This is a genomic window from Kitasatospora sp. NPDC048365 (assembly GCF_043200835.1).
GTDB classification, from domain to species: Bacteria; Actinomycetota; Actinomycetes; order Streptomycetales; family Streptomycetaceae; genus Kitasatospora; species Kitasatospora terrestris.
In genome coordinates, this window is sequence record NZ_JBICYJ010000022.1 from 12,414 (window position 1) to 29,146 (window position 16,733).

General features: G+C 74.6%; 15 protein-coding genes. 7 read left to right on the plus strand and 8 right to left on the minus strand.

Annotation, left to right across the window (positions count from 1 at the left end; genetic code table 11):
- Positions 1-4: 4 nt before the first annotated feature.
- Positions 5-1,561: a Re/Si-specific NAD(P)(+) transhydrogenase subunit alpha gene (locus ACGFX4_RS22455; RefSeq protein WP_393077175.1), complete on the minus strand. Its 1,557-nt coding sequence runs from the start codon at positions 1,559-1,561 to the stop codon at positions 5-7.
- A 158-nt stretch (positions 1,562-1,719) separates the two neighbouring features.
- Positions 1,720-4,605 carry an FAD-binding and (Fe-S)-binding domain-containing protein gene (locus ACGFX4_RS22460; RefSeq protein ID WP_393077177.1) on the minus strand — a complete coding sequence of 962 codons (2,886 nt, stop codon included), beginning with the start codon at positions 4,603-4,605 and terminating at the stop codon, positions 1,720-1,722.
- A gap of 69 nt (positions 4,606-4,674) precedes the next feature.
- On the opposite strand from ACGFX4_RS22460, the gene ACGFX4_RS22465 reads away from it, so the two are divergent.
- Together ACGFX4_RS22465 and ACGFX4_RS22470 are read left to right on the plus strand one after the other, a co-directional pair.
- Complete coding sequence (locus ACGFX4_RS22465; protein WP_393077179.1) at positions 4,675-5,292, plus strand: hypothetical protein; 618 nt, start codon at positions 4,675-4,677, stop codon at positions 5,290-5,292.
- 103 nt (positions 5,293-5,395) lie between these two features.
- A complete protein-coding gene (locus ACGFX4_RS22470; RefSeq protein ID WP_393077181.1) occupies positions 5,396-6,475 on the plus strand; it encodes a glycoside hydrolase family 19 protein in 1,080 nt (359 codons plus the stop codon).
- A gap of 8 nt (positions 6,476-6,483) precedes the next feature.
- On the opposite strand, the gene ACGFX4_RS22475 is transcribed toward ACGFX4_RS22470, so the two are convergent.
- From ACGFX4_RS22475 to ACGFX4_RS22490, 4 genes are all read right to left on the minus strand, one after another.
- A complete protein-coding gene (locus ACGFX4_RS22475) occupies positions 6,484-7,101 on the minus strand; it encodes a hypothetical protein (RefSeq protein ID WP_393077183.1) in 618 nt (205 codons plus the stop codon).
- 83 nt (positions 7,102-7,184) lie between these two features.
- Positions 7,185-8,177, minus strand: coding sequence for a glycosyltransferase family 2 protein (locus ACGFX4_RS22480; RefSeq protein WP_393077186.1), 993 nt, complete (start codon positions 8,175-8,177; stop codon positions 7,185-7,187).
- 160 nt (positions 8,178-8,337) lie between these two features.
- Positions 8,338-9,165: a lytic transglycosylase domain-containing protein gene (locus ACGFX4_RS22485; protein WP_393077188.1), complete on the minus strand. Its 828-nt coding sequence runs from the start codon at positions 9,163-9,165 to the stop codon at positions 8,338-8,340.
- A 543-nt stretch (positions 9,166-9,708) separates the two neighbouring features.
- Positions 9,709-11,043, minus strand: a complete 1,335-nt coding sequence (locus ACGFX4_RS22490; protein WP_393077191.1) for a polysaccharide lyase family 1 protein — start codon at positions 11,041-11,043, stop codon at positions 9,709-9,711.
- A 169-nt stretch (positions 11,044-11,212) separates the two neighbouring features.
- Between ACGFX4_RS22490 and ACGFX4_RS22495 the strand changes: the two genes are divergently transcribed.
- Positions 11,213-11,428 (plus strand): hypothetical protein, encoded by a 216-nt coding sequence (locus ACGFX4_RS22495; protein ID WP_393077192.1) that lies wholly within the window; start codon positions 11,213-11,215, stop codon positions 11,426-11,428.
- 22 nt (positions 11,429-11,450) lie between these two features.
- Positions 11,451-11,936 (plus strand): hypothetical protein, encoded by a 486-nt coding sequence (locus ACGFX4_RS22500; protein WP_393077195.1) that lies wholly within the window; start codon positions 11,451-11,453, stop codon positions 11,934-11,936.
- A 67-nt stretch (positions 11,937-12,003) separates the two neighbouring features.
- Here the strand turns inward: ACGFX4_RS22500 and ACGFX4_RS22505 are convergent, their stop codons facing one another.
- A complete protein-coding gene (locus tag ACGFX4_RS22505; RefSeq protein WP_393077197.1) occupies positions 12,004-13,008 on the minus strand; it encodes an ArsR/SmtB family transcription factor in 1,005 nt (334 codons plus the stop codon).
- A 204-nt stretch (positions 13,009-13,212) separates the two neighbouring features.
- Between ACGFX4_RS22505 and ACGFX4_RS22510 the strand changes: the two genes are divergently transcribed.
- Together ACGFX4_RS22510 and ACGFX4_RS22515 are read left to right on the plus strand one after the other, a co-directional pair.
- The gene (locus ACGFX4_RS22510) at positions 13,213-13,794 is read left to right on the plus strand and encodes a DUF4328 domain-containing protein (RefSeq protein WP_393077200.1); all 582 of its coding nucleotides are present in this window, start codon (positions 13,213-13,215) and stop codon (positions 13,792-13,794) included.
- A 63-nt stretch (positions 13,795-13,857) separates the two neighbouring features.
- The gene (locus ACGFX4_RS22515) at positions 13,858-15,123 is read left to right on the plus strand and encodes a metallophosphoesterase (RefSeq protein WP_393077202.1); all 1,266 of its coding nucleotides are present in this window, start codon (positions 13,858-13,860) and stop codon (positions 15,121-15,123) included.
- Positions 15,124-15,173: 50 nt separating this feature from the next.
- On the opposite strand, the gene ACGFX4_RS22520 is transcribed toward ACGFX4_RS22515, so the two are convergent.
- A complete protein-coding gene (locus ACGFX4_RS22520) occupies positions 15,174-15,410 on the minus strand; it encodes a hypothetical protein (RefSeq protein WP_393077204.1) in 237 nt (78 codons plus the stop codon).
- Between the two features lie 107 nt (positions 15,411-15,517).
- On the opposite strand from ACGFX4_RS22520, the gene ACGFX4_RS22525 reads away from it, so the two are divergent.
- Entirely contained in the window at positions 15,518-16,717 is a 1,200-nt protein-coding gene (locus ACGFX4_RS22525; protein ID WP_393077207.1) for an MFS transporter, read from the plus strand.
- The last annotated feature ends 16 nt before the right edge of the window (positions 16,718-16,733 follow it).

Here is a 16,733-nt window from a genome sequence, read left to right on the forward strand (position 1 = left end):
TGGCTCAGCCTTTCGAGAACATGTTCAGCATGCGGCGGGTGACGGCGAAGCCGCCGAAGATGTTCACGCTGGTCAGCAGGATCGCGACGAACGCCAGTACGGTGACCAGCGTGCTCTCGTGCCCGATCTGCAGCAGCGCGCCGATGATCACGATTCCGGAGATCGCGTTGGTCACCGACATCAGCGGGGTGTGCAGCGCGTGGTGGACCTTGCCGATCACGTAGTAGCCGATCACCACGGCCAGCGCGAACACCGTGAAGTTGGCGGCCAGTTGGGCCGGGGCGAAGGCGACCAGCAGGAACATCGCCAGCATGCCGGCGCCGATCAGGCCGTACCGGACGGCCGGGGTCGGCCGGGACGGCGCGGGCGCGGCGGCGACCGGCGCGGCGGCGGGCTGGGCGGCCGGGGCGGCCGAGACCGACACGGCCGGCGGCGGCCAGGTGGTCTCGCCCTCGCGGACCACGGTCACCGCCCGCTGCACCACGTCCTCGAAGTCGAGGGTGAGCCGGCCGTCCTTGCCGGGCGTGACCAGCTTCAGCAGGTTGACCAGGTTGGTGCCGAACAGCTGCGAGGCCTGGGCGGGCAGCCGGGAGGCCAGGTCGGTGTAGCCGATGATGGTCACGCCGTTGTCGGTGACCACGGTGCGGCCCGCGACGGTGCCCGCGACGTTGCCGCCCTGGGCGGCCGCCATGTCGACGATCACGCTGCCCGGCTTCATCGCCGCCACGTCCTCGGCGGTGATCAGGCGCGGCGCGGGCCGGCCCGGGATCAGCGCGGTGGTGACGACGATGTCCACGTCCCTGGCCTGCTCGCTGTAGAGCTCGGCGGCGGCGCGGTCGTAGTCGGCGGAGGTGGCCTTGGCGTACCCGTCGGTGCTGGCCTCCTGGGTGACGTTCACCGGCAGGTACTCGCCGCCGAGCGACTTCACCTGGTCGGCGACCTCGGGCCGCGGGTCGGTGGCCCGGACGATCGCGCCCAGGCTGGACGCGGCGCCGATCGCGGCGAGGCCCGCCACACCCGCGCCGGCCACCAGGACCTTCGCGGGCGGGACCTTGCCGGCGGCGGTGACCTGGCCGGTGAAGAAGCGTCCGAAGACGTGTGCGGCCTCGATCACCGCCCGGTAGCCGGCGATGTTCGCCATCGAGCTGAGCACGTCCATCGACTGGGCGCGCGAGATCCGGGGCACCGCGTCCAGCGCCAGCGCGGTCACCGGACGGGCCGACAGGGCCTCCAGCAGGTCCGGGCGGAGCGCGGGGGACAGCAGGCCGACCAGGGTGGCGCCGTCCTGCAGCCGGGCGATCTCGCCGGTGCTCGGGGCGTTGACCTTGATCACGACGTCGGCGGCCCAGGCGTCACCGATCCCCGCGCCGGCCTCGACGTACGCCGCGTCGGTGAAACCCGAGGCGGAACCCGCTCCGGACTCGACCACGACCTCGTAGCCGAGCGCGAGCAGCCCGCGGACGGTCGCCGGGGTGGCGGCCACGCGGGTCTCACCGGCGGTCGACTCGGCGACGACGCCGAGGCGCTGCGGTGGGTGGTCCGTAGGGTCGTGTGCAGACATCTCTCGTGTCTCTCTCGTCGGAGGAGCTGTTGACGGGGGGATCTGCGCGGGGACTGACGCGTGGTGAGCGCCTCCCCTTGGACGCAGGAACCTACACGTCCGAGCTGCCCACCGGCACGGTGCGAAGTGGTGACATGTTTCACCAATTCGCCCACGATTCAGTTGATCCCGAGCGCCCGGAGGACCACTTCGGCCAGGTGCAGCGGGCGGTGGCCCGGGGCCAGGTCGTTGATCTGGGTGCGGCAGCTGAGCCCGTCGGCGAGCACCAGGGTGTCCGGAGCCGCCGCGCGGACGGCGGGCAGCAGCACCCGTTCGGCGGCGGCCACCGACACCTCGTAGTGGCCGCGCTCCATCCCGAAGTTGCCGGCCAGGCCGCAACAGCCGGAGTCCAGGACGGTGTTGGCGAGGCCGAGGCGCTCGGCCACCCGGCGGTCGGCGTCGGTGCCGAGCACCGCGTGCTGGTGGCAGTGGACCTGGGTGAGCGCGGCCCCCTCCAGGCGGGGGAGGTCCACCCGGTGCTCGTCCAGGAGCTCGGCGAAGGTCCGCACCCGGGTGGGCAGCCGGTGCTCGCCGATCAGCCGCGGCCACTCCTCGCGCAGGGTGGCGGTGCAGCTGGGCTCCAGGCCGACCACCGGCAGGTCGGGCGGCAGGTCGGGCGGCAGGTTGGCCAGGCTGCGGCGCATCACCCGGCGGGCGAGCGAGAGTTGGCCGGTGGAGACCAGGGTGAGGCCGCAGCAGACCCGGCCGGCCGGCAGCCGTACCGCGAAGCCGAGGCGTTCCAGCGCCAGCACGGCGGCCCGCGCGGGCGCCGGGTCGAGCAGGTCGGCCATCGAGTCCGGCCAGAGCAGCACCGGGGTGGCGCCGGCCGGTTCGGGGTGGGCGGCGCGGTAGCGGCGGAACCAGCGTCCGAAGGTCTCCGGCGGCAGCGCCGGCAGCGAGCGGCGCGGGTCGATGCCGGCCGCCCAGCGCAGCACCGTCGCCGAGCCGCGGTGCCGCGCGAGGGCGTTGAACAGGCCCGGGGCCAGCGCGGCGCCGCGCAGCCAGAGCGGCAGCCAGCCGAGCGCCAGGTGCGAGCGCGGGCGCGGCCGCCACCGGTAGTGCTGGTGCAGGAACTCCGCCTTGTAGGTGGCCAGGTCGACCTGGACCGGGCACTCGCTCGCGCAGCCCTTGCAGCCCAGGCACAGGTCGAGCGCCTCCCGGACCTCCGCCGAGCGCCAGCCGTCGGTGACCAGCTCCCCGCGCAGCATCTCGGCCAGCAGCCGGGCCCGGCCGCGGGTGGAGTGCCGCTCCTCGCCGGTCGCCATGTAGCTGGGGCACATCACGCCGCTCGCGGTGTCCACGCACTTGGCGACGCCGACGCAGCGGTGCACCGCGTTCAGCAGGCTGCCGCCGTCGCGCTCGTACGGCAGGGCGAGCGGCAGCGCGCGGAAGCGGCCGGCGACCCGCAGGTCGGCGTCGAGCGGGCGCGGGTCGACCAGGACACCGGGGTTGAGCAGGTTCTCCGGGTCCCAGATCCGCTTGAACCGGCCGAACAGCTCCAGGACCTCCGGCGGGTACATCCGGGACAGCAGCTCGGAACGGGCCTGCCCGTCGCCGTGCTCGCCGGAGAGCGAGCCGCCGTGCGCCACCACCAGGTCGGCCGCCTGCTCCATGAACTCCCGGAAGCTCTGCGGCCGTTCGGCGAGCGGGAAGTCCAGCCGCAGGTGGACGCAGCCCTCCCCGAAGTGCCCGAACGGGACGCCGCGCAGGCCGTGCCGGGCCAGCAGCCCGCGCAGCGCCCGCAGGTAGTCGCCGAGCCGCTCGACGGGGACCGCCGAGTCCTCCCAGCCGGGCCAGGCCGGGACGCCGCCGGGCACGGCCGGGTCGGGCAGCCGGGTGACGATCCCGGCGGCCGCCTCCCGCACGGCCCACAGCCGGCGCTGCTCCCCGGGGTCGTCCAGCACGGTGACGGTGGCCCGCGGGGTGCGGCGGACGGCGGCGGCCAGGGCGCGGGCCCGGTCCGCGGCCTCGGCGGCGTCCGCCCCGCCGGTCTCCAGGAAGAGCCAGCAGGCGCCGTCCGGCAGCCGGTCGAGGACGGCCGGGCGGCGGCCCGCCGCGGCGAGGGCGGCGAGCAGGTCGGCGGCCATCCCCTCGGCGGTGAGCGGCCCGAACGGCAGCAGGTCGGGCAGCGCGTCGGCGGCGGCCGCCTCGTCCGGGTACCCGGCGACCACCAGGGCCCGGGCGGCGGGGGAGTCGACCAGGCCGACGGTGGCGCCCAGCAGCACCGCGCAGCTGCCCTCCGACCCGGCGAGCGCCCGCGCCAGGTCGTGGCCGTGCTCGGGCAGCAGCGCGTCCAGCGCGTAGCCGGAGCCGCGGCGGGGCAGGGCGGGCATGGCGCGGCGCAGCAGCGCCAGGTGGTCGGCGGCCAGGGACTGCAGGGCGCGGTGGAGTTCGCCGGTGCGGCCGGGCCGGGCGGCGAGCCGGTCGCGCTCGGCCGGGGTGAGCGGGCCGCCGACGGTGAGCTCGGTGCCGTCGGCGAGCAGCAGGTCGAGCGAGCGCAGGTGGTCCGAGGTGCGGCCCCAGGCGACCGAGTGGGCGCCGCAGGCGTTGTTGCCGATCATGCCGCCGAGGGTGCAGCGGCTGTGCGTGGACGGGTCGGGGCCGAAGCGCAGCCCGTACGGGCGGGCGGCGGCCTGCAGGTCGTCCAGGACGGCGCCGGGCTCGACCCGGGCGGTGCGGGTGCCGGGGTCGACGGCGAGGACGCGGTTCAGGTGGCGGCGGAAGTCCAGCACCACGGCGCCGGGGCCGATCGCCTGCCCGCCGATGCTGGTGCCGGCGCCGCGCGGCACCACCGGCACCCCGTACTCGCGGCACAGGGCCACCGCGGCCCGGACGTCGTCCGGGTCGGCGGGCTTGACCACGCCGCGCGGCACCTGGCGGTAGTTGGAGGCGTCCTGGCTGTACACCGCGCGCTCGGCCGTCCCGAAGCGGACCTCGCCGCGGACGGTCGAGCGCAGCGCGCGGGCCAGGTCGGCGGTACGGCCGGCGGCGTCGGAGGTGGCCATGGCGTCGATGATCGCAGGCGATCGGTATTCGCATGCGCCGACGCGTCGTCATCTGACAGGCTCGCGCACATGATCGAATCCGACGGAGCCACCACCCCGAGTCCGTACCGTGCGCGCCTGCCGATCGGCGAGCGCCTCGTCGTCCCGAAGGACGGCGCCGTGAGCTGGGACATCTTCCCGTACGAGGGGGAGCCGACCGGCCGCGTCCTGGAGTCCGCCGTGCTGCCCGAGCCGCCCCGGCACGGCGAGGACGGCGCCGGGAGCTGCTCCGCCTGCGCCCGCGAGGACGCGTCCTACCTGTGGACCGACGAGAACTGGCGGCTCACCAGCGTCGCCGAGGCGCCCGGCATCCCCGCGATGCTGCTGCTCGAACCGCGGGCCCACGTCGACCTGGCCGAGCTGCCGGCCGAACGGGCCGCCGAGATCGGCCCGGTGCTCCAGCGGGTGGAGCGCGCGGTCCGCTCGCTGGACGACGTCGCCCGGGTGCACATCAACCGCTGGGGCGACGGCGCGGCCCACCTCCACCTGTGGCTGCTCGCCCGCCCGGCCGGCCAGGTGCAGCTGCGCGGATCGCTGCTGCCGCTGTGGGAGGAGATGCTGCCGCGGCTGCCGGAGGAGGAGTGGCGGGAGAACAACCGCCGGATCGCCGCCGCGATGGCGGCCGGCGGCGGCATCGCGCACATGTAGCGACGGACCGTCAACACCGTTATGGTCCAGACCTCTTGACAGGTCTGGACCAAAGCGCTTGAGTGCGTGACACCCCCACTCGATCCCCCACAAGGAGTGGCACATGTCCAAGCGCCGGATCATCGCGATGCTCGCCTCGGCGGCCGCCGCCGCCGGGCTCGCCGCGCTCACCCCGCTCGCCTCCCCCGCCTACGCGGCGAGCTGCGCGACCCCCTACGCGGCCGCCACCGTCTACACCGGCGGCATGAGCGCCTCGTACAACGGCCACAACTGGCAGGCCAAGTGGTGGACCCAGGGCGAGACGCCGTCCACCGGCGGCTCCGGTGTCTGGGCCGACCAGGGCACCTGCGGCGGCGGTTCCACCCCCACGCCGACCGGCAACTGCACCTACCCCGCGTGGAAGGCCGGCCAGAACTACACCACCGGCACCGTGGTCCGCTACACCGACGGCAACCTGTACATCGCCGAGCACGACAACCCGGGCTACGACCCGGTCATCTCCACCTGGTACTGGGACCCGTACAGCTGCAGCGGCGGCTCCACCTCCACCCCGCCGAACCCCGGCGGATTCGTGGTCTCCGAGGCCCAGTTCAACCAGATGTTCCCGAACCGGAACTCCTTCTACACCTACTCCGGCCTGACCGCCGCGCTCAGCGCCTACCCGGGCTTCGCCAAGACCGGCAGCGACACGGTGAAGAAGCAGGAGGCCGCCGCCTTCCTCGCCAACGTCAACCACGAGACCGGTGGACTGGTCTACATCGTCGAGCAGAACACCGCCAACTACCCGCACTACTGCGATACTTCACAGCCGTACGGGTGCCCGGCCGGCCAGGCCGCCTACTACGGGCGCGGCCCGATCCAGCTCAGCTGGAACTTCAACTACAAGGCCGCCGGCGACGCGCTCGGCATCAACCTGCTCAACAACCCCAACCTGGTGCAGACCGACGCGGCTGTCGCCTGGAAGACCGGCATCTGGTACTGGATGACCCAGAACGGCCCCGGCACCATGACCCCGCACAACGCGATGGTCAACGGCGCGGGCTTCGGCGAGACCATCCGCTCCATCAACGGCTCGATCGAGTGCAACGGCGGCAACCCCGCCCAGGTGCAGAGCCGGATCAACGCCTACCAGAACTTCGCCGCGATCCTGGGCGTGCCGACCGGGGGCAACCTGTCCTGCTAGGGCTGCCCTCAGGGTGTGGGGGCCACCGGAGCGGCGGGCGGGTGCTCGCCGCTCCGGCGGTCCTTGGGGTCGGGCTCGTCGTGGGTGGCCAGGATGGTGTCGAAGACCTCGCGCAGCTTGTCGGTGGCCTGCTTGGAAAACAGGCCGCACAGGCCGGCGACCCCGGCGAAGCCGTACGGATTGGTGGCGTTGCCCTCGGTGCCGCCCGCGAACAGGCCGCCGCGCAGCAGGAAGTAGACCATCACCGCGAGCGCCGCGCCGATCCCCGAGCGCAGCAGGTACCAGGGCACCCAGCTGCGCACCAGGCTGTGCTTGCCGGCGTAGGTGGCGAAGGAGGTGGCCGCGTGCACGAAGCTGCCGAGGCCGCTGGTGGCCACCACCACGACCAGCAGCGCGGTGTTGGCGGTCAGCCGGACCGGGCCGAGGCCCAGCGGCCACCAGGTGACGGCCTTCGGCGCCTGCGGCGAGGTGAGGTCGGTGAGCGGCGCCCAGATCGAGATCAGCACCGCGAGGCAGAACGCGGCCTCCGCGACCAGGACGAAGCCGAGCAGCGCGGTGGCCCGGACGGAGATCGTCCGGGGCTTGGCCGGCCCGGGGTGCCGCGACGGGGTGTTCGACTCCGACATGGAAGTTCCGATCTCCCGGCCGAAACTGACTGTCCGTCGACTCTACCGGGCCGGGATCGACCGGGGAACGGCGCCCGTCGCCGCTACCGCCGGCCGACCGCGCCGCGCGCGATGTGCGAGAGCTTGGCCACCTCGAAGGCGGCGTACGCCCCGGTGGCGAGCAGCGAGAACTTGATGCCCTCGCGCCCGTCCGGCCGCCGGTAGCCCTCGGGGACGAAGCGCCGGTAGTGCTCGGCGGCGCGGTGGAAGAACTGCGGCCGCTCGGCCCGGGGCACGCAGCCGGCCAGGTCGAAGACGAAGAGGTAGTGCCGGATCATCCGGGTGAACAGGTGCGGGCGGGCCGGGTCCGCGTCGGCGGTGCGCTCCAGCAGGCCGAAGCTGTGCTCGTACTGGTCGAAGACGTCGAAGTGGCTGCTGCCCGGCGAGCCCGCCGGGTGCAGGGTGTGGCGGCGGCGGATGGTCACGCACTCGCGGTCCAGCACCGCGATCCGCCCGGCGGCCAGCAGCGACTCGTGGACGGCAGGCACCTCCTCGTAGTGCCCGTCCGGGAAGGTGGGGACGGCCTCGCGGCGGATCAGCCGGTCCCAGGCGAGCGGCGGGGCGCCGAGCAGCTCGGGCCGCTCCAGCGGGGCGAACACCTCGGGGCCGGCCGCGGCCAGCAGCTCGGACGCGCCGCCGGGCCAGATCCGGCCGCGGTGCTCGCGGTTGTGGCCGAACAGCAGGACGTCGAGGTCGCCGGTCTCCTCCAGCCGGTCGGCCATCGCCTGCAGCGCGTCCGGGGCGAGCAGGTGGTCGCTGTCCAGGAAGAGCACGTACCGGCCGCGGGCCTGGGCGGCGCCGGCGTTGCGGCTGCGGCCGATGCCGACGGCCGCGTTCAGGCGGAGCACGGTGACCCGGGGGTCGCGCATCTCGTACGCCTCGACCAGCCGCTCGGGGCACTCCGGGGAGCGGTCGACCACCAGGACGATCTCGAAGCCGCGGAAGGACTGGGCGAGCAGCGAGTCCAGGCATTCCTTGAGCTGCTGCTGCAGGTCGTAGGCGGGGACCACGACGGAGATCAGAGGTGAGTCGGCCATGGCCGCAGAGGCTATGGGCGGGGACACCAGCACGCAAAGGCCGGAAGCCGCGCGAAAACGCCCAAGCCGGGACAAGCCAGAGCGGACGTGTGCGGAATCTTCACACCGCGAGCACGTCCGCTCTACAACTACCGACCGGTACGGACCGGTATTGACTGGATCAGTACCAGTTGTGCGCCTGCCAGAACGACCAGGCCGCGCAGGGGCTGCCGTAGGTCTCGTTCATGTACTGCAGGCCCCACTTGATCTGGGTGGCCGGGTTGTCCCGCCAGTCCGAGCCGGCCGAGGCCATCTTGGACGCCGGCAGCGCCTGGACCAGGCCGTACGCGCCCGAGGAGGCGTTGGTGGCGTGCACGTTCCAGCTGGACTCGCGCTCCACGATGTTGGAGAAGCACTGCAGCTGGGAGGCCGGGACGATCTGCGCGGCGATCTGCTGCGGGGTGCCCGAGTAGGTCGTGGTCAGCGCGGAGCGGGCCTGCGAGCGGGAGGCGGCCTCGGCGTCGGCCTTCGCCTTCGCGTCCGCGGCGGCCTTGGCGGCGGCCGCGGCCTTCGCCTGCGCGGCGGCCTTCGCCTTGGCCTCGGCGTCCGCCTTCGCCTTGGCGTCGGCGGCGGCCTTGGCCTTCGCGTCGGCGGCGGCCTTCGCGTCCGCGGCCGCCTTCGCGTCGGCAGCGGCCTTCGCGTCGGCCTCCGCCTTCGCGGACGCCTCGGCGGCCGCCTGGGCCTCCGTGGACGCCTTCGCCGAGGCCTCGGCCGAGGCCTGCGCCTCGGCGGCGGCCTGGGCCTGCGCGGCGGCCAGCTGGTCCACGTCGGGGGTGGCGGCGGCGACGGCGGTGCGCGGGGCGGCGGCCTCGGCGGTCGTGGCGTCCTGCGGCAGGGCGATGGCCAGCGTGGCGGAGCCCGCCACGGCCAGGGTGGCGACGCCGGTGATCAGCGCGTTGCGGCGGTTCTGCAGCTTCGCGCGGAGCTGGTGGGTCTTGCGGTGCTGCATGGGCGGGCGACCTCTTCCGTCTCGCGGTGCCGTATCCGGGCACACGGGCATCGCGAAGCGCGTTCGGGGAACAGGCCCGCGGGCCGTGTCGGACGGCCGTGCACCCCGGCCGTACGGCGCGGGGCGGGCGGGTTGGCGCGGCGGGAGAGAGCCGTGCCGCCTTGCGACCGGGACATTCTTGGCAGAGGCCCTTACGGCGGCGCAACGGGCTCGGAAACTACTGCCGGTAGTAGGCACGGCAGTGCGCCCGTGATCGACTCGGGCGCGTCACCCCGGTCTACCCGGCCCCCGCACCGACCAAACCCGGGATGTCCGATTGGCGCCGATTTCCCGGCTGACCTGCGGATTTCCGGGAGCGTCCGGAGCCACCCGGCGGCCCGGCCCGGCCGTCGCCGTTCGCCGGGCGGGAACTTCGACTACGCAGGGCCGTAGTCGCGGTGGGGCGTGTGGGCGGGCTCACAGGAACCGCGGAGGACCTTCGGCGCAGCGCGACCGCGCGGTCACCCGGGGGTGACCGCGCGGCCGCGATCGGGGGCCGAGGGGTCAGAGGTGGCCGATGCCCGCGTGGTGGCCGACCAGGTGCGGCAGCTTGTCCGCGCGGTCGACCCGCAGGCGCAGGGTCGGCGTCCAGGTGCTCTCGGCGGCGAGCGGCGTGGCCGGGTGCGCCTCGTTGAAGGCGGCCAGCAGGTCGACCGGCGCGCCGTTGACCAGGTTGCCGGCCGCGGTCAGCCCGGTGCCGCCCCAGTTGTAGAGGACCTTCCCGGCCGGGGCGTTCGCCGGCAGCTCGAAGTAGTTCGCCTCCGCGACGATCTGCGAGGACTTGCCGACACCGATGCTGTACTCGTACTCCTCCGCGCCGACCGCGTAGTAGTTGTTGAAGACGTCCACCTGCCCGAAGCGCACCCGCGGGGCCCGCTGCACGGTGTTGGACCACAGGTTGTGGTGGAAGGTCACCCGCAGGTGCCCCGGGTCGACCTTGGACGTGTTGCTGCTGCCCACCAGGTTGGTCTTGTCGTGGTCCTCGAAGGCGTTCCACGAGGCGGTGACCAGGTCCGAGCCGTTGGTGATGTCGAGCTGGCCGTCGTGGACCTGGTACGGCCGCCCGAAGTACTGCGGCTGCGCCGCGTCGGGGTTGCGGCCGTCGGTGAAGGTGTTGTGGTCCACCCAGACGTGGGTGGCGTTGTAGAGGGTCACCGAGTCGTACTCGGAGTTCCAGTTGCCGGTCGCGCCGTCCTTCGGGTCCCAGGACGGGAAGCAGTCCGCGGCGTCCTCGAACGTGGTGTTGCGGATGATCACGTTGTCGACGTTCTTCACCACGAATCCGCCGCCGAGGATCCGCGCGGTGTGCCGCAGCCCGACGATCGTGGTGTTCGCGCCGACGTTGATCTGGATCTGCCGGGCCTGCGCCTTCTGCGCCGCGTCCCGGGCGTCCTCCAGCGGCCCGCTGGGCTCGGTGGCCGTCCCCCAGGTCGCCGGGTCGTACGCCGCCAGGTAGGCGGGGAGAGACCAGCCGGTGCCCGCCGCGTAGTCGGCACAGGTCAGCGGGCGGCCGGTGTCGTCGGTGTTCAGGTCGATCGTCCCGGCCAGGTAGATGATCTTCGGGGTGGCGTTGCCCGCGTTGGTGGCGTTGTCGCCGCCCAGTGCCGCCACCAGCTCGGCCCGGTCGTGCACCAGGAACGCGTGCCCGGCGTCCGCCGCGCCGCCGCCCGTCGTGCCGGTGGTCGCCGAACCCCAGCCGTCGGACGCCGCCAGGGCCGCCCGGCCGATCCCCTCCCAGTGCGGAGTGACCGTGGGCGCGGCGGACGCGGTGCCGGGGATCGCGATCGCCGCGGCGAGCAGCGACGCCGTACCGAGGAGGAGCGAGCGGGGAATGCGCATGGAAGTCCCTCGGGTGGGTGTTCATGTGTATGAACAGTGGACTTGTCTGTGTGCCGAAGGTAGGGGCCTGCCTGAGGACCGGTCAAGAGTCTTGGCTCAGGATGTGGTTGGCGTTCACGGATGTGAAAATCAGTGAGATGGTGGGAGCCTGCCCGGAAGGATGGCGGGCATGTGGACGAACCAGGCGCTGATCGACGCCCTGACCAGCGGCGACCCCGACCGGGCCGGCCGAGCCCTCACCCGGCTCGCCCGGCACCCGCGCGAACTCGCCGCCCTCGACGACCGGATCCGCCGGGTCCACCGCTGGGACGCCCACGCCTTCCCGCAGCTCACCGCCGCCGAGACCGCCGTCCGGCGAGGCCAGGCCGACCGGTACGCGTGGTGATGTCCCGCTGCTGGTGGGCCTGTTGACGCATCCGGTGGACGCCGTACGGGCGCGGGCGCTGCGCGGGCTGCGGCAGCTCGCCGGCGCCGACGCGCCCGTGGCGTCCGTCCTGCCGCTGCTGCGGGACCGCTCGGCGCGGGTGGTTCGGGCCGCCGCCGACCTGCTGCGACCCGTCGCCGCGGAACTCCCGGACGGCCTCGCCCGATCCCTGCTCGCCGACGAGAACCGGACAGCCGTCCGCCGGGCCGGCTACCGCCTGCTCCACGAACCCGACCCGGTCGCCCGGCTGCTGGTTCACCTGCGGGTCGCCGCCGACCCCGACCCGCGCCTCGCCGTCCGGGCCGCCGCCGACGCCGTTACCCTCCTCCGCCGGGCCGCGACCACCGCCCGACTCCGCCCCGACCCCGCCACCCGCGCCGAACTCCTCGCCCTCGCCCACGAGGTCACCGACCGCATCGGCCCCGACCGGCTCGACCTCCTCCACCGCGCGACCGTCGGCGGCGAGTAGGCGCGAGGCTTTGGGCGGGGTCGAACTCCTCGCGCCGGCCCGTGCGGTGAACGACCGCCGGTGCCGGTCAGGTGGTGGTCCGGTCGTCCCGGGAGAGGAGGGCTTCGCCGAGCGGGGTGAGGGTGTGCTGGATCCGGCGACCGAGGCGGTGGCTGTGGAGCAGTCCGGCGTCGCGGAGCACGGTGGCGTGCTGGCTGGCGCCGCCGGCCGAGATGCCGAGGCGGCGGGCGAGGTCGCCGGTGGTGGTGCCGCCGTCGGCGGTGCGCAGGACGGCGGCCCGGGTGGTGCCCATCAGGGCGTCGAGCGCCCGGCCGTCCGGTGCGTCGGCGGTGAGGACGTGCGCCGCCGCCAGGGTGTCGCGCAGGACGGGGTAGACGAGCAGCAACTGCTCGTCCTCGTCCAGGGGCAGGTAGAGGTGGATCGAGCGGGCGAGCGCCGAGGGCGCGAGCAGCAGGCCCTGCCCGCACAGGTGGATGTCGGTCCGGCCGGGGGTGTGCGTGCGGTAGTCGACTTCGAGGACGGGTGGGCGCCAGCGGACGCCGGGGTGGAGCGAGCCGAGCAGCGCGTCCGTGCCGCCGGTGACCATCTCGGTGGCCTTGGCGGCCCGTTCGGCGGTCAGCACCCGCTCGATCCGGTCCCAGTGCGGCGCCACGGACACCCGGTGGGCGGTCCGGAACGCCGCCGTCAGGCTCGCCGTGGCCTGCGCCTCGCCCCGCGCGGCGCCCGCGACGAAGCGGGGAATCCTGGCCCGCAGCCCGTCCGGCGCGTCGGCGATCTCGGCGGCGAGCAGCCCGCGGCGGGCGATCAGCCGGTCGAGGCCGTCGTCGAGCCGGTCCGCCGGGCCGGCTACGGTGAGCAGGTCGAGCGGTCCGGCGGGGTGGGCGATGCCGACGGCCAGCTCCCGGGCCTCGCCGTGCAGTTGGCTGCGCACGCGCCGGCGCCAGCCGCCGAGCAGGTCGTCCTCGCCGCGGTGCTGGGCGGTGCGGAGGGCGAGTTGGGTCTCGGCGAGCGGCCCGAGCAGGGTGAGCCGGGTACGTCCGATGTCCGCCGCGGTGAGGTGCAGCCGGAGCACGTCGTCCTCCCGAACGTCCCGACGGGCCGAGATCTTCGGCCCCGGGCCCGAGGCTAGTCGGTGCGGGAACCGTCGTCCGGGGATCCGTCCGATGTCGCCTCCGCCACCACCGGCGCCCCGGGCTCACCGGCCCGGACCGGCAGGGCTACGCTCCGTCCGGTCCCGCGCATGATCGACAACGCGGGCGGACGCTCAGGAGCTCGGGTGAGTACGGAAGCAGTCGGCGACGCGCCGCGTCAGGACGTCCCGGTCGGGGAGAAGCCGGTCGTGGACCCGGGGTCCGCGGCGGTCGCCGCGCAGGCGGTGATCGCGGCGTACACGGTCGCCCAGCTCGCGGTGGGACTGGCCGGCGGGACGCGGGCCGGGTTCTTCGCGGCGTACGTGCCGGTCGGCCTGGTGCTGATGGTGGGGAGCGCCGTGCTCTTCCTCCGCTGGTTCAGCCGCTGCCGCCACAACGCCCAGGCCTTCGACCCGGCCGGGCACCGCTTCGGGCCGGGGCTCGCGGTCGGCGGCTGGTTCATTCCGCTGGCGAACCTCTGGATCCCGTACCGCGTCACGCTCGACATCTGGCGGGCGAGCGGACCGCGCGGCGGCGAGTGGCTGCTCAACGCCTGGTGGGTGGCGTGGCTGGCGAAGACCCTCGGCGCGGCCGTCCTCATGCAGACCCAGGCCCACCCGAACGGCTACTCCGCCTTCGACCGGATCGCCGGCGTGGTCGCGGGCGTCCTGGCCGTCCTGATGATCCGCACCCTGACCGCCCGGCAGCGCGCGAGGCTCGCCGCCTGACGCCCGCCGGCCCGGCCGGGGGTGGTGATGGGTCGGGGGGCGGGGGCGCCGATACTGGCTGGCATGGTGATCGTGGTGGTGTTGGTGGTCGCCCTCGTGCTGATCGGCGCGGGGCAGTGGTACCTGTGGCGGCGGCTGGTGCGGGACGTGTCGCGTCCGGGCGGCCGGTGGCGGCGGGCGGGCACGGTGCTGGCGGTGGTGCTCCCGCTGCTGTCGTTCGGGGCGCTGCTCGGTGGGCGGGTGCTGCCGATGGCCGCCGAGCGGTGGCTGGCGTGGCCCGGGTACCTGTGGCTGCCGGTGATGCTGTACCTGGTGCTGGCGCTCGCCGTCGGCGAGCTGGTCCGGCCGGTGCTGCTGCGGTGGCCCCGGCGGCGGGCGGCCGAGCCGGCGGCGGTCGCGGTGCCGGTGGCGGTGGGCGCGGGGACCGGTCCGGCGGACACCTCCGCCACGGCGGGGACGTCGGACACGGCGGGGGAGCCCGAGCGTGGGCGGGAGCCGGCCGACGCGTCGCGGCGGCTGTTCGTGTCGCGGGCGGTCGCCGTCGCCGCGGGCGGCGTCGCGGTGGGCGTGGTGGGCAACGGCGCGTACGGGGTGCTGCGCGGGCCGCGGGTGAAGCAGGTGACGGTGCCGCTGGCGAAGCTGCCGCGGGCCGCGCACGGCTACCGGATCGCGGTGGTCAGCGACATCCACCTCGGGCCGATCCTGGGTCGGGGGCACACCCGCCGGATCGTCGACACCATCAACGCGACCCAGCCGGACCTGATCGCCGTCGTCGGTGACCTGGTCGACGGCAGCGTGCCCGACCTCGGTCCGGCCGCCCGGCCGCTGGCGGACCTGCGGGCTCGGGACGGCGCGTTCTTCGTCACCGGCAACCACGAGTACTTCTCCGGCGCGGCGCCGTGGGTGGAGTTCGTCCGGGAGCTGGGCGTGCACCCGCTGGAGAACGACCGCACCGAGCTGCCGTACTTCGACCTGGCCGGCGTGAACGACATCGCCGGCACGGCGGAGGGCCACGGCCCGGACTACGCCAAGGCGTTGGGCGACCGCGACCGGGCCCGCGCGTCGGTGCTGCTCGCGCACCAGCCGGTCACCATCCACGACACCGTCAAGTGGGGCGTGGACCTGCAGCTCTCCGGCCACACCCACGGCGGGCAGCTGTGGCCGGGCAACTACCTGGCGGAGCTGGCGAATCCGACGGTCGCCGGGCTGGAGCGGTACGGCGACACGCAGTTGTACGTGACGCGGGGCGCGGGTGCGTGGGGGCCGCCGGTGCGGGTCGGTGCGCCGTCGGACATCACGGTCATCACGCTGGCGTCGAAGGCCGCCTGAGGTCCTGGGGTCCTGATGTCCTGAGGTCCTGAGGTCCTGAGGTCCTGAGGTCAGAACAGGGTGGTGCCGGCGGCCTGCTGCTCCTGGCCGGGGAGGGCGAGCTGGAGGTCGAGGGCGGCGGGCTCGACCGGGCGCAGCGAGCCGATGCAGCTGACCAGCGCGCCGGTGGACTCGCGCGGCACGTCCGGTGCGTCGTGGCGGCTGGCCCGCCACTGGGCGACACCGTGGGGGAGGGCGGCGACGGTTCGGCGGCAGAACTCGCAGGTCGTGCGCGGCATCTTCGTCATGCCCCGATTGTGCCGCGGCGGGCTGACAGGGCAAGGGGTGCGAACCAGCCGTCTCGGGATGTGAAATGTTCGGTCTCGCCATGTGGGAGATCCCTATCGTTCCGGGCATGGAGGAGAACCGGAACCACCGCAGATGGCTGATGCTGGCGCTCGGGACGGGCGGCCAGACGGCCAGCACCGTCGTGCTGTACGGGTTGCCGTACCTGATACCGGCGTTCCGCCGGGACCTGGGCCTCTCGCTCGCGGGGGCCGGGGTGCTGGTGGCGTGCCCGATCTTCGGGATCCTGGCCGGGCTGGTCGGCTGGGGAGTGGTGGCGGACCGGTACGGCGAGCGGTTCGCGCTGTCGGCGGGCCTGCTGTCGGCGGCGGTGGTGCTGGCGGCCGCGGTGCCGGCGGCGGGGGACGTGCGGTGGCTGGGGGCGCTGCTGGTGCTGGCGGGAGTGGCCGGGTCGTCGGTGAACTCGGCGTCCGGCCGGCTGGTGATCGGCTGGTTCCCGCCGGACCGGCGCGGGGTGGCGATGGGTGTCCGGCAGGCGTCGCAGCCGCTGGGCACCGGGCTGGCCGCGGTCTGTCTGCCGCCGATCGCCGAACAGGCTGGCGTGGCCGGGGCGTTGGGGTTCTGCGCGGTGCTGTGCGGCGGGTCCGGGCTGGCGATCGCGGTGGCGGCGGTGGATCCGCCGCGGCCCTCGCGGGCCGAGGCGGCGCGGACCCGCTCGCCGTACCGGGGCTGGTACCTGTGGCGGCTGCACGCGGCGGCGGGGCTGCTGTGCGTACCGCAGTTCGTGGTGACCGGGTTCGCGCTGGTCTTCCTGATCGAGGCGCGCGGCTGGGCGCCGGCGACGGCGGGGACGGTGCTGGCGGTGGCGAACCTGGCGGGCGCGGGGGTGCGGCTGCTGGTGGGCTGGTGGTCCGACCGGGCGGGCAGCCGGGTGGTGCCGATGCGGCGGCTGGCGCTGGCCACGGCGGCGGACCTGGGGCTGCTGGCCCTGGGCGCGTGGTGGGGCTCCTGGGCGGGGGCGGCGGCGCTGCTGCTGGCGTCGGGGCTGACGGTGTCCACCAACGGGCTGCACAACACGGCGGTCGCCGAGTACGCCGGCCCGGTCTGGGCGGGCCGGGCGCTGGGCGTGCACGGGGTGTGGCAGCACGCGATGGTGGTGCTGGTGCCGCCGCTGGCGGGCGCGGCGATCACCGGGCACGGGTACGGGTGGACCTTCGCGGCGGTGGTGGCCTTCCCGCTGCTGGCGGCGGCGCTGATCCCGATGGGCTCGGGCCACGCGGTCCGGGCGCTCGCACCGGCGGTGCGCTAGCCGGGGCCGTTGCCGG

Excerpts from the sequence above, each read along its gene's own strand:
- ACGFX4_RS22515 (WP_393077202.1), top strand. The coding sequence starts at position 13,858 with ATGGTGATCGTGGTGGTGTTGGTGGTCGCCCTCGTGCTGATCGGCGCG.
- ACGFX4_RS22470 (WP_393077181.1), top strand. The coding sequence starts at position 5,396 with ATGTCCAAGCGCCGGATCATCGCGATGCTCGCCTCGGCGGCCGCCGCC.
- ACGFX4_RS22475 (WP_393077183.1), bottom strand. The coding sequence starts at position 7,101 with ATGTCGGAGTCGAACACCCCGTCGCGGCACCCCGGGCCGGCCAAGCCC.
- ACGFX4_RS22465 (WP_393077179.1), top strand. The coding sequence starts at position 4,675 with ATGATCGAATCCGACGGAGCCACCACCCCGAGTCCGTACCGTGCGCGC.
- ACGFX4_RS22495 (WP_393077192.1), top strand. The coding sequence starts at position 11,213 with ATGTGGACGAACCAGGCGCTGATCGACGCCCTGACCAGCGGCGACCCC.
- ACGFX4_RS22520 (WP_393077204.1), bottom strand. The coding sequence starts at position 15,410 with ATGACGAAGATGCCGCGCACGACCTGCGAGTTCTGCCGCCGAACCGTC.
- ACGFX4_RS22485 (WP_393077188.1), bottom strand. The coding sequence starts at position 9,165 with ATGCAGCACCGCAAGACCCACCAGCTCCGCGCGAAGCTGCAGAACCGC.
- ACGFX4_RS22455 (WP_393077175.1), bottom strand. The coding sequence starts at position 1,561 with ATGTCTGCACACGACCCTACGGACCACCCACCGCAGCGCCTCGGCGTC.
- ACGFX4_RS22490 (WP_393077191.1), bottom strand. The coding sequence starts at position 11,043 with ATGCGCATTCCCCGCTCGCTCCTCCTCGGTACGGCGTCGCTGCTCGCC.
- ACGFX4_RS22525 (WP_393077207.1), top strand. The coding sequence starts at position 15,518 with ATGGAGGAGAACCGGAACCACCGCAGATGGCTGATGCTGGCGCTCGGG.
- ACGFX4_RS22480 (WP_393077186.1), bottom strand. The coding sequence starts at position 8,177 with ATGGCCGACTCACCTCTGATCTCCGTCGTGGTCCCCGCCTACGACCTG.
- ACGFX4_RS22460 (WP_393077177.1), bottom strand. The coding sequence starts at position 4,605 with ATGGCCACCTCCGACGCCGCCGGCCGTACCGCCGACCTGGCCCGCGCG.